This is a genomic window from Ferranicluibacter rubi (genome assembly GCF_011603255.1).
In the GTDB taxonomy this organism is placed as follows: Bacteria; Pseudomonadota; Alphaproteobacteria; order Rhizobiales; family Rhizobiaceae; genus Ferranicluibacter; species Ferranicluibacter rubi.
On the sequence record NZ_JAANCM010000010.1, the window covers coordinates 45,871 to 58,183 of the forward strand.

10 protein-coding genes are annotated in these 12,313 nt (G+C 60.1%); all 10 read left to right on the forward strand.

The genetic code is table 11. The features are described 5' to 3' along the window. The first annotated feature begins 325 nt into the window (after positions 1 to 325). On the forward strand, positions 326 to 1,387 hold the full coding sequence (locus G8E10_RS18205) for an ABC transporter ATP-binding protein (RefSeq protein WP_167130198.1): 1,062 nt from the start codon (positions 326 to 328) through the stop codon (positions 1,385 to 1,387). A gap of 75 nt (positions 1,388 to 1,462) precedes the next feature. After that, positions 1,463 to 3,124: an ABC transporter substrate-binding protein gene (locus tag G8E10_RS18210; RefSeq protein ID WP_167130199.1), complete on the forward strand. Its 1,662-nt coding sequence runs from the start codon at positions 1,463 to 1,465 to the stop codon at positions 3,122 to 3,124. 76 nt (positions 3,125 to 3,200) lie between these two features. After that, the gene (locus tag G8E10_RS18215; RefSeq protein WP_167130322.1) at positions 3,201 to 4,325 is read left to right on the forward strand and encodes a carbohydrate ABC transporter permease; all 1,125 of its coding nucleotides are present in this window, start codon (positions 3,201 to 3,203) and stop codon (positions 4,323 to 4,325) included. A gap of 11 nt (positions 4,326 to 4,336) precedes the next feature. Further along, positions 4,337 to 5,260, forward strand: coding sequence for a carbohydrate ABC transporter permease (locus tag G8E10_RS18220; protein WP_167130200.1), 924 nt, complete (start codon positions 4,337 to 4,339; stop codon positions 5,258 to 5,260). A gap of 374 nt (positions 5,261 to 5,634) precedes the next feature. After that, a complete protein-coding gene (locus G8E10_RS18225) occupies positions 5,635 to 6,606 on the forward strand; it encodes a sugar phosphate isomerase/epimerase family protein (RefSeq protein ID WP_167130323.1) in 972 nt (323 codons plus the stop codon). 95 nt (positions 6,607 to 6,701) lie between these two features. Further along, on the forward strand, positions 6,702 to 7,766 hold the full coding sequence (locus tag G8E10_RS18230) for a sugar ABC transporter substrate-binding protein (protein WP_167130201.1): 1,065 nt from the start codon (positions 6,702 to 6,704) through the stop codon (positions 7,764 to 7,766). A gap of 63 nt (positions 7,767 to 7,829) precedes the next feature. Beyond that, positions 7,830 to 9,341: a sugar ABC transporter ATP-binding protein gene (locus G8E10_RS18235; protein WP_167130202.1), complete on the forward strand. Its 1,512-nt coding sequence runs from the start codon at positions 7,830 to 7,832 to the stop codon at positions 9,339 to 9,341. A 64-nt stretch (positions 9,342 to 9,405) separates the two neighbouring features. Then, positions 9,406 to 10,386 (forward strand): ABC transporter permease, encoded by a 981-nt coding sequence (locus G8E10_RS18240; protein ID WP_167130203.1) that lies wholly within the window; start codon positions 9,406 to 9,408, stop codon positions 10,384 to 10,386. After that, positions 10,383 to 11,258, forward strand: coding sequence for a MurR/RpiR family transcriptional regulator (locus G8E10_RS18245; RefSeq protein WP_167130204.1), 876 nt, complete (start codon positions 10,383 to 10,385; stop codon positions 11,256 to 11,258). The genes G8E10_RS18240 and G8E10_RS18245 overlap by 4 nt, the downstream gene beginning before the upstream one ends. Next, entirely contained in the window at positions 11,255 to 12,142 is an 888-nt protein-coding gene (locus G8E10_RS18250; RefSeq protein WP_167130205.1) for a ribokinase, read from the forward strand. The genes G8E10_RS18245 and G8E10_RS18250 overlap by 4 nt, the downstream gene beginning before the upstream one ends. Positions 12,143 to 12,313: the final 171 nt, after the last annotated feature.

Here is a 12,313-nt window from a genome sequence, read left to right on the forward strand (position 1 = left end):
TCTATGTTAATTTCGTAATGCCAACAATCTCTGTTCCGCTTTCATAGGCGGTTATCCCCGGTGGTGGGTGAGTGAACGCCATGCCGCCCTTTGCAAGCAGGAGTCCTTCAAGGAAGGTGATGCATTCAGGTAAGAATCAGAACGAAATTTCCATGTGATACTTTACAAAATAATATGGATGTGTGAAGTTTCGCTGAACGGATGGTGTCCTCCCAGGGCAAGCTAGCCGAGGCAGGTGGCGCTGAATGGCTCCACCTGCCACGGTCTTTCAGGGGTGGTCGACCGTCGCGAGGAGTGCGCGACGCCGTTTGGAGGAGAATAACTTTTGGCATCGATGAACATCGACAATGTCGGAAAAGCCTATGGTGGCCTCACGGTCATCCACGGCGTTTCCGTGGAAATCCCTGACGGCGAATTCGTCGTCCTCGTCGGACCGTCCGGCTGCGGAAAATCGACACTGCTGCGCATGGTCGCCGGTCTTGAACCGATTACGTTCGGCGACATCCGGATTGATGGAAAAGTGGTCAACGATCTGCCGCCGAAAGATCGTGATATCGCGATGGTCTTCCAGAGCTATGCGCTCTATCCCCACAAGACCGTGGCGGAGAATATGGGCTTTGCCCTGAAAATGCGCGGCGAAACGAAAGCGGACATTGAGGCGCGCGTGCGCAGGGCGGCTGAGATTTTGGATCTCGTGCCGTATCTCGCGCGCTACCCTCGCCAGTTGTCCGGCGGGCAGCGGCAGCGCGTGGCGATGGGTCGGGCAATCGTCCGCGATCCCAAAGTGTTCCTGTTCGACGAACCTCTTTCCAATCTCGACGCAAAGCTACGGGTACAGATGCGCGCCGAGATCAAGGAACTGCAGCGCAGGCTGGCAACGACGATGATCTATGTGACACACGATCAGGTGGAAGCCATGACCATGGCCGACCGGATCGTCGTCCTTCGCGACGGGCGCGTCGAGCAGATAGGGTCGCCGCTGACGCTGTACGACCGACCCGCCAACACTTTCGTCGCGGGATTCATCGGTTCGCCGTCGATGAATCTGATCAAGGGTCATATTCGCGCATCACCGGCGCCGTACTTCGAAACCGATGACGGCATTCGTCTACCGCTTGAGCGTACGCCTGCCGGATCGGACGGGCGTCCGGCCTATTACGGTATCCGGCCGGAGCATTTCACGCTCGGCGGCGACGTCAGCGCCGATGTGACGGTGGTGGAATCGACAGGGTCGGAAACGCAGGTTTTTGCCAAGCTCGGACAGCAGAAAATCATCGGCGTTTTTCGTGATCGGGTCGAGGAACAAGCCAGCCACGCGATCGCGATGACGCCAAATGCCAGCTTGGTCCATTTGTTCGACAGTGACAGTGGGTTGAGGATCGACTGAGATCTCGCCGGCCCTTCAAGGAGGAAGCGCTGGCCGCCACGCACCGTGGCATTTTATCAACGGGAGGAGACTAACATGAAAGTCAGTGATTTCGAGAGAATGATGGCGATCGGCTTAAGCCGGCGCGCCATCCTGAAAACCGGCGCAAGCCTTGGCGCCGTCGCCGCCGCCAGCGGAGTTCTTGGGTCGTTCGGGGCAGCTTTCGCTCAGGACGTATCGCTGCGGGGTCAGATCCTGCAAGTTCCCGGCGTGGGCAAAGGATCGCCAACGGACGCTGACTGGCAAAAGGTCGGCGAGATGTGCCTGGAGGCCACGAAGAAGAGCGTGACCCAGGGCGAATTTGCCGGCGTCGAACTGTCATTCATGGGATTGAATAACCAGAACCTCCACAATGTCCTGTTCCGCGGCTTCCTGAAGCCCTGGGAAGACTACACGGGCGCCAAGATTACCTGGATCGATCTGGCGCAGGCCGATTACAATCCGCGCCTTCAGCAGGCGATCGCGACGGGAACGGTTGATTTCGACCTGTTGGAAATGGGCGCGCCCTTTGAGGGTGATGTTTGTGGCAGGGGGCTGGCTTCGGAAATGCCGGACTGGGTCAAGGCGCAGATCGACATGGACGACTATGTCGATTACCTTAAGGCGCCCGTCGGGACCTGGGACGGCAAAACCTACCGCATTTCCGTCGACGGCGATTGCCACAACTTCAATTACCGCACCGACTACTTCACCGATACCGACCTTGCCAAGGCCTGGAAGGACGAGGGCCATGAGGGCGAGTGGGGCGTGCCGAAGACGTGGCAGAAGGTTCAGGAAGTCACCAAATTCCTCAAGGGCAAGACCGTCGGTGGCAGCGATGCAATCGGCTATCTCGATGCGCCCAAGGCCTGGGGCGGTTTCGGATTCTACTTCCTCGCCAGCCGCGCCACAGCGTATGCAAAGCACCCCGACGACAAGGCATGGTTGTTCGATACAGACACCATGAAGCCGCGCATCAACAATCCGGCCTGGGTCCGGGCGATCCAGGACGTTATCGACGCCCTGCCGTCGGAATCGGGCGACCAGCTCAATGCCGATCCGGGCACGACGGCCTTCCAGCAGTTTCTGGCAGGCACCGGCTCGATGGTCTCCTGGTGGGGCGATGTCGGTGCTGGCGCTCGCACCAGCGATAGTTCGGTTGTCGGTGATACGATCGGCTTCGATATCCTCCCGGGATCGGATGACGTCTACAATTCGAAGACCGGCCAGTGGGACAAGCTCGCGAGCGGCCCGAACCATGCACCCAACATGGCCTATCTCGGCTGGGGTGTGTACGTCATGGCCCGCGTCGATAGTGACGAGAAGAAAAAGAAGGCAGCATGGAGCGCGGCCGCGCATCTCGGCGGCAAGGACCTTGCGCTCTGGACCGCAGCTTACCCGTCGGGCTTCCAGTGCTATCGCAAGAGCCAGTTCGATATCAAGGAGTGGGTCTCTGCCGGATACGACGAGGCTTTCATCACCAGCTATCTCAACTCGCAGTCCAATTCTTACAATCATCCGAATGCCGCCATCGAGCCCCGCATTCCCGGCATCTTCCAGTATTACAGTGTCGCTGAAGACGAGCTGGCAAAGATCTTTGCCGGCCAGGCAACGGCGCAGGCTGGGGCAGATGCAATTGCCGCTGCCTGGGAGAAGATCACGGACCAACTTGGTCGCGACAAGCAGATCGCGCTCTACAAGGCCTCCCTGGGGGCCTGAGTCGAAAAGCCAGGCGGCGTCCGCGTCGCCTGGTTCTGTCATTCATGCCTGTGAGGCATGCGTCAAGGGTTTGCCAATGTCCCACACCACTATGCAAGCCGGCGGTCCGCCGGCCTCAAGACGTTCAGAGCGAACGGCGCGTCAGTTAAGCGGGGCACGAAACGGCCGGTTGCTTCTGTGGGCTGCAACTCTGCTGCTGTTTGCCACGCTCCTCCTGCAAGTCCTTGAGGTATCAGGCGTGGTGTCGATGGGGCTTGTCAGCTGGCGCCCGCTGCTTTTCGCCTATCTTATCTGGGCTGGTGCGCTCTGTGCCGCGCAGGTCATGATCCGTGGGGAGGATGGGCAACGTGCGGCTTTCGTGTTGCCCGCAGTGCTCTTCACGGTCGCCATGGTGGTCTTTCCCACCGTCTTTGGCCTATACATCGCCTTTACCGACTGGAACCTGAGCGCCGCGGCCGGCCGGCAGTTCAATGGGTTGGACAATCTGCGCAGCCTGTTTGCCGACGTGTATTTTTGGAACGCACTTCTGAACATGGTCTATTACGTGCTGGCGGTGCTGGTTCAGTATGCCATCGCATTCGGTCTGGCCTTGTTGCTGAATGCCGAGATCAAGGCGCGGAAATTCTTTCGCGTTGCCTTTCTCTTGCCGCTGATGCTGAGCCCGGTGGCCGTCAGCTGGATGATCGGCAAGTCGCTGATGGAATACCGTTTCGGTCCGGCGGCAACGTTGGCACGCCATCTCGGCTGGGACAATCCGGCTTTCTTTTCGACGCCCTGGCTGGCGCGGACCTCCATCATGGCGATGGATGCCTGGGTGTCGATCCCGTTCATGATGATCCTCCTACTTGCCGGCCTTCAGGCGTTGCCGTCCGAGATCAAGGAAGCGGCGAAGGTCGACGGAGCGTCTGGCTGGCAGAGCTTTAAGGAAATCACCTTTCCGCTGATGCTGCCCGTCAGCATGACGGTGATCATTCTGCGTATCATTTTCCAGCTGAAACTCGCCGATATCGTTATCAACGTCACGGCCGGGGGCCCGGGAGGCGCGACGGACACGGTATCGAGCTTCATTTTCCGCGAGTATCGCGACCGCTCGAATGTCGGCTACGGCACCATGCTTGCGGAATTCTATCTCGTCATCATCATCATTTTCGTCGCGCTCATCCTCAAAGGGGCGAGCCGGTGGATGCAACGCGACAATTGAGGCTGAAGCCGATGGCAACACATGTTGAAACATCTACGACACGGCCAAGCCTCTGGTCTCGCCGCCCGCAGTTTCTGACCACCAGTCTGCTGATCTATGCCGCTCTGGTTTTCTGGGCCTTCGTTTCGCTGTTTCCGATTTACTGGACGATCACCACCTCCTTCAAGACGGCGGTGAATGTCACGCAGGGACATCTGATTCCCTTTGTCGATTTCATGCCGGACTGGAAAGGATGGCGTTCACTCGGGCTGTCGCCGGATACGATCTTCGCGCAATCGACCGTGCGCGACGAGTTCATCAGACGTTTCTTCAACAGCATCGTAGCCTCCGCTGGCGCATCGTTTCTCGCGGTCATCATCGGCTCTCTCGCCGCCTATGGCCTCAGCCGTTTTTCCTACAAGTTCCTCTGGATGAAGAACAAGGACATCTCGTTCTTCTTCCTGTCGCAACTGATCCTGCCGCCTGTCGTGCTCGCCATGCCGTTCCTGGTTCTCTACAAGCACCTGATGCTGCTCGACACGCTGATCGGCCTCGTGCTGGTCTATACGCTGATGGTGCTGCCGATCGTGATCTGGATCATGCGCGACCAGTTCGACACGATCCCCGTCGAGCTGGAACAGGCAGCCCTGGTAGACGGCTGCTCGATCTGGGGTGCGTTTCTGCGCATCGTGCTGCCGATTGCGCTGCCCGGAATGGTGGCGGCCTTCATTCTCTCGGTCATTCTCTGCTGGAATGAGTATTTCTTTGCCGCGCTGCTCACCAGTTCCAATGCCAAGACGCTGCCGGTGATGGTGGCGAGCCAGACAGGTTCGCAAGGGATCAACTGGTGGTCGATGGCCGCCATCGCTACGGCCGCCATCATGCCGCTGATCCTCGTCGGCATTTTCCTGGAGCGCTATATCGTGAAAGGCCTGACGGCAGGCGCCGTCAAATAGAAGTTCGCTAGGCCATATGCGGAAACATCTTCATCTGGCGCAGGACCGGTGCGGAATAAACCAGCAAGTCCATCGCGGGCTGTCGGCACGGCCCGTGTCATGACATCACGGGGATCGAGGATGTGGTGGCGGGCTAACGCAGTCTTTCGCCGCCAAGCCCTGCGGCCATTTCATGATCCATGCAGCCAACTGTCAGATCAAGCAGCGCCCCTCGGCGCGGCTGTTCGGCGCTGGAAAATGAAAGAAGATCCATTTTGGACAACGCGGCCGCCACGACGAATTGGTGCATCGCACAACATTAATAACTTTACAGCATGAACTAAATCTGTGAAGTACAGCGCATAACGACGAAGTGAGCCAGAGCCGTGACCCAACTGAAATTTGCCACCCGCCTCAATTCTTTCGCCTCAAAGCCAAAGGCCGAATGGCCGGATCTTTCCGGCAAGCCAACGATGCTGCAAATGGCGACGCGCGCTGCCAAGGTCGAAGGTCTGACCGATCTTGATCTGAACTATCCCGACCATGTTGCCGAGAATCCAGCGCTTCTGGCCCGTCAGATCGGCGATCTCGGCTTGGCAATCAATGGTTTCGCCATGCGGTATTACACCAATCCGGCTTTCAAGATCGGCGCTTTCACCAATCCAGATCCGGCAGTTCGGCGCGAGGCGATCGACCTTACGAAGAAGGGCATTGACGCGACACGCGCCGCTGGCAGCAACCTGATGACGCTCTGGCTTGGTCAGGACGGTTTCGATTACGCCTTCCAGGCAGATTATGCGACGCTGTGGCAGCACGAAATAGACGGTATCCGTGAAGTTTGTGCTCATGATCCGGATTGCCTGATCAGCATTGAATACAAGCCGAACGAGCCGCGCTCCTACAGCCTGATGCCCGATGCAGCAACGACGCTGCTGGCGATCAAGGATGTCGATATGCCTAATCTCGGTGTCACGCTGGACTTTGCCCATGTGCTCTATGCCGACGAGCAGCCGGCCTTTGCCGCGGCGCTGATCGCCCGCTACAGCCGCGTCCTCGGCGTCCATCTCAATGACGGCTATGCCAAGCGTGACGATGGCCTGATGGTCGGTGCGGTGCATACCCAGCAGACGATCGAGCTTTTGCGCCAGATCCGCAAGGACGGCTATGAGGGTGCGATCTATTTCGACACGTTCCCCGACATGACCGGTCTCGACCCGGTGCACGAATGCGAGGTCAATATCCAGACCGTCAAGCGCATGCTGAAGGTTGTGGATCGCCTCGAGCAGGACAATCGCCTCTCGGGCGCGATTGACCGACAGGATGCCGTTTCCGCGCAGGCCGTTATTCAGGAACTGATGCTCGGTTAAGTCGTCCGGACGCTAAAATTCCGAAACGCTTTACGAACCTTTGCAACCAAAGGCACGCCGAAGGCGTGCTGATCGATACCATCCGGGAGGAACCGATGAATACCTTTTTGAAAACGACCTTTGCCGCCGGCATCGCCGCCAGCTTTCTGCTCAGTGCTGCCTTCGCGCAGGATCTTGCGCCGCTGAACTCGGATACCGAAAAGGATCGCCTGGACTGGTCGCAGCTCGAAGCCAAGTTCGGCGCATTCCCTACAATTCCCGAAGGTACGAAAGCCGGCGCGGTTTCCAAGACGCTCACCAACGAATACTGGCGCTCGCTTGGCCAGGGCTATGAGGCGTTCGGCAAGACGCACAACGTTCCCGTCGCCTATCAGGCCGCGCAGAGCGAAGGCGACCAGCTCGGTCAGCTGACGATTGCCGAAGGCATGATCACGCAGGGTTACAACGTCCTGCTCGTTTCGCCCCAGACGGACGCCAACCTGCAGCCGGTAATGGAACAGGCCAAGGCCGCCAACATCCCGGTCGTCAACGTCAACGATGCCGTCATTCCGCAGGCCGAGCATTATGTCGGCAACGTCCAGCGTGACAACGGCGTGCGCGTCGCCAAGTGGTTCATCGAGAACCGTCCGCAGGGCGGCAAGGTCGCCATCGTGGAAGGCCAAGCCGGCGTCTACGCGGCCGTCCAGCGCACCGACGGCTTCAAGTCGACCATTACCGAGAACGGCAAGTTCGAGGTCGTCGCCAGCGTGCCCGGCAACTGGGACCGCCAGACCTCCTACGACGCCGCCACCAACATCCTCAACCAGCATCCCGATCTCGTCGGCTTCTATGCCAACAATGACGGCATGGCGCTGGGCATCGTCGAGGCCGTGAAGGCCGCCGGCCTCCAGGACAAGGTTGCCGTGTTCGGCACGGACGGCATTTCGGATGCCTACGCCTCGATCAAGGCCGGTGAGCTGACCGGCACGGTCGACAGCTTCCCGGTTCTAACCGGCGAAGTCGCGCTGGAAACCGCACTCCGCCTCGTCGCCGGCCAGAAGCTGCCGCGTGTCGTGGCCACGCCCCAGGCGCTGATCACGGCCGACAACCTCGCCCGCTATCAGGGCGAGGGCGTCGATGTGCGTAAGGTCCTGATGGAAGACGCCAAGGCTGCGAAATAAGCAAGCTGATCTGGGGCGCGGGCCTTGAGCCGGCGTCCCTTTCGCGAAGGGCAGGAGATACCGATGAGCACCGTTGCAAGATTACGTTTCCAGGGGATCACCAAATCATTCCCGAGCGTGAAGGCTCTGTCGGATGTTTCGTTCGACGTCCAGCCGGGCGAAATTCATGGCCTCCTCGGCGAAAACGGGGCGGGGAAATCGACCCTCCTGCGCATCCTCTCCGGCGTCTTCAAGCCGACCTCCGGCACGGTTCTGGTCGATGAGAAGCCCGTCGCGTTCAAGAAGCCGATGGATGCCCGTCTTGCTGGCATCGCGATGATCCACCAGGAACTTCAGCAGGTTCCGCACCTCACCGTCGCGCAGAACATGTTCCTCGGCCATTCCGTGACGAAAGCCGGCGGCCTGCTGGTCGCTCGCCGCGAGCAGGAGCGTCGCGCGGCGGAAGCCCTCTCCATGCTCGATCCCGGTATCGATCCCGGGGCACCCATTTCCTCGCTGAAGGTCGCGCAGCGTCAGATCGTCGAGATCGGCCGTGCGCTGCTCGACAAGGCGCGCATCATCGCCATGGATGAGCCGACTTCGAGCCTGACGCCGAGCGAGTTCGAACGGCTTGCAGACGTGATCGCGCGTCTCGCTACAAGCGGTGTTTCCATCGTCTATGTTTCGCACAAGATGGATGAGGTTTTCCGCATCTGCCAGCGCGCCAGCATCATGCGCGACGGCCGCCTGATCGACGTGGTCGATCTCTCCAAGGTCTCGCACAGCGATGTGATCACGATGATGGTCGGGCGTGAACTGATGCAGGACGCACATATTTCGCACGCGACCTCGACCGTCAAGCTGCAGGCGAAGAACCTAACTTCGCCAAAGATCCGTGATGTCTCCTTCAACGTCCGCAAGGGCGAGGTCGTCGGCATTGCCGGTCTCGTCGGTTCGGGGCGTACGGAACTCCTGCGCCTTCTTGCCGGTGTCGATCGCATCTCCACCGGCAGCGTCGAAATCGACGGAAAGCCGGTGACGCTTGCTAACCCGCGCGATGCGATTGCGGCGGGTATCGGCCTTGTGCCGGAAGAGCGCAAGCGCGACGGCATCGTGCCCGGCCGCTCCGTCACGCTCAACATGGCGCTGGCCTCGCTACCTGCCTTTTCCCGCGGCGGCTTCATTTCCAAGGGCCGGGTCAAGACGACGGCGAACGACCTCTTGAAGCGTGTCAATCTGCGCCCCTTCCTGCTCGACCGGCCGATCCGTCTGTTCAGCGGCGGCAACCAGCAGAAGGCGATCATCGCCCGCTGGCTCGCGGCGCGTTCGGATATCCTGCTGTTCGACGAACCAACGCGCGGCATCGATGTCGGAGCGAAGTCGGAAATCTATCACCTGATCGAGGCTCTGGCCGCAGAAGGCCGCTCGATCGTCGTCGTCTCCTCGGAACTTCCGGAGGTGATCCGCCTGTCCGACCGCGTGCTCGTGATGCGCGACGGACAGATCGCGGCGGAGCTGCCGCGCGAGGGGCTGAGCGAGAGCGCGATCGTTGCCCATGCCATCCCCGGCGTCACCGGGGCCGCACCCGCTGCCTGACACATCATTCTACGACCTTCACAAGATCTGCTTGAACGCTGAAGAAGACGAATAGGACACTGCCATGACAACCTCTGCTGCCGCTCCGGCCGAAAAGACCGCATCGGGCTTTGGCCGTTTCTCCTTCTCGCTGCGCGACGCCGGCACGCTGATCGGCCTCGTCGTCATCGTCGCCGTCTTCGCCACGCTCGTTCCCGGCTTCCTGTCGGAACGCAACCTGATCAACATCCTCCAGCAGTCGAGCATCAATGCCTGCCTCGCACTCGGCATGACGCTGGTCATTATTTCCGGTGGCATCGATCTTTCCGTCGGCCCGACGGCGGCCATCTCCGCGGTCATCACCGCGACGCTGCTGCTAGCCGGGACGCCTATTCCGCTCGCCATCCTCGCCGGTCTCGGCATCGGCGTCCTCTGCGGCTTTATCAACGGCGTCCTCGTCGCCTATGTCGGCCTGCAGCCGTTCATCGTCACGCTCGGCACACTCAGCACCTACCGGGCGCTGGCGCTGATCTATACGGGCGGCAACCCGGTTCTCGGCATTCCCCCGGGCTTCCGTTCGCTCTTCAACGGGACCCTGTTTGGCATTCCCACGCCCATCCTGATCGTCACCGTCGTCGCCATTGCCGCCTGGGTTCTGCTCACCAAGACGCCGATCGGCGAATATCTGATGGCTGTCGGCGGCAACGAGGAAGCGGCCTATGTCGCCGGCGTTCCCATCGCCCGCACCAAGATCACGGCCTATGTCATTTCCGGTGGCCTTGCGGCACTCGCCTCGCTCATCCTCATCGGCCGCCTGGGCGCCGCCGAGCCCATCCTCGGCAATCTCTGGGAGCTCGACGCGATCGCCGCAGCGGCCATCGGCGGAGCCTCTCTAATGGGCGGCAAGGGCAGCATCGTCGGCACCATCCTCGGCGCGATCATTCTCGGCACCATGCGCAATGGTCTGACGTTGATGAATGTGCAGGCGTTCTATCAACTTCTCGCAACCGGCCTTATTATCCTTGTCGCTATGATGATCGACCGAGCAACGAGGGGACGAGGATGAATACGGAAAGCTTCGACATGAAGGCGGTTGGCCCGCGCATCCGGATGATGATGCCACTGCTGACCCCGCTCGAAGCAAAAGTGGTGGATACGGTTTTCGGTCTGCGGGATTTCAACGACGATACGTCGCTGAAGAAAATCGCGGCGGAAGCCGGGGTTTCCGAGGCGATGGTGGTGAAGATCACCAAGAAGCTCGGCTTTGCCGGCTACCGCGATTTCCGCGCGGCCGTCAGCCAGTACAACAGCCAGCCGACCTCGGAGATGCATCAGGAACTCTCCGAGGACGACACCTCGCAGGAGATCGTCCAGAAGGTCTTCCGCACCTCCATTCACGCACTTGAGGAAACGCTTGCGATTCTCGATATGGCCGCCTTCGACCGCGCGGCCGATCTGATCCACGCGGGAGGCCAGCGCGATTTCTACGGCGTCGGCGGTTCGGCCCAGATCGCCCGCGACGTGTCCCACAAATTCCTGCGCATCGGCGTGCGGGCCAATGTCTTCGACGACAGCCACATGATGCTGATGTCGGCCTCGCTGCTGAAGGAAGGCGACCTTGCGGTCGGCTTCTCTCATTCCGGCAACACGACGGCGGTGATCGAGGCCATCCAGCTGGCCCGCCGCAACGGTGCAAGCACGATTGCGATCACCAATTACGGTGGGTCGGCGCTGGCCCAGGCGGCGGATGTCGTGCTCTGTTCGACGGCACAGGGTTCGCCGCTAATGGGGGAGAACGCCGCCGCGCGCATCGCCCAGCTCAATATTCTCGACGCGATCTTCGTCGCCGTCGCCCAGCGTGATTACCGCGCAGCCGAACGCAACCTCAAGCAGACCATGTCTGCCGTCAGCTCCAAGCGAAAAGATCGACTTCCATGACATCCTCCCCCCGCGTCACCGTCTTCGGCAGCCTGCACTACGATATTGCAGTTTTCGGTCCTGCGCGGCCGCGCAAAGGTGAAACGGTGACCGGCTCTGCCTGGCATCCGAAGAGTGGTGGCAAGGGAGGCAATCAGGCCGTCTCGGCTGCAAAGACCGGCATCGCGACATCCATGATCGGCGCCGTCGCGAACGATGATTTCGGCCGCTTCCTTCTCGATAATCTCGCCCGCAAAGGCGTCGATCACCGCTTCGTGGCACGCGACGCTAAGGGCTCGACGGGCATGAGCGTTGCGATCTTCGATGACGAAGGTGACTATGGCGCCGTCATTGTTTCCGGCAGCAATCTGGAGCTTGGAGACACCCATCTCGATGCAGCTTCGGACGTTCTCTCGGAGACCGCGATCCTCGTTCTGCAGAACGAAATCCCGGATGCCGCCAATGTCGCCGCTGCCCGTCGCGTCAAGGCGGCTGGCGGTCTGGTTCTGCTGAATGCAGCACCAGCACGCCCGCTTTCCGACGCGCTGAAAACGCTGATCGATATCCTTGTCGTCAACGCCATCGAGGCGGAGATGCTTGCGGGCGTCGATGTGGTGGAAACGCTGGAAGGCGCCCTGTCAGCAGCCCGCATCCTCCGGGCCAGCTACCCCCAGGTGGTCGTGACGGCCGGCGGGGCGGGGGTTGCAGCCGTGGATGACAAAGGACAGGAGATCATGATTGACCCCGTCAAAGTGAAGGTCGAAAGCACGCATGGTGCTGGCGACGAATTCATTGGCGTGCTTGCTTCCGACATCGCCTCCGGATCAACGATGCGCGATGCGCTGGTTCGGGCAAATCATGCAGCTGCAAAATTGGTTGGGACTAAGGAAGAAGAGCGCGGATAATCGCACCTTTATTTTCCCTGTGGTTCCGGCGGCGATGTGACAAGGACATTCGCTCAGACCAACACGTCTTATGCAGTTAGTTCCATAATATATATTCTGTGATTTGGCTATGTAGCCGGGTACATTCTATTTCCAACTGCGACATGCCAATGATTTCAAGGGGTGGTGGGT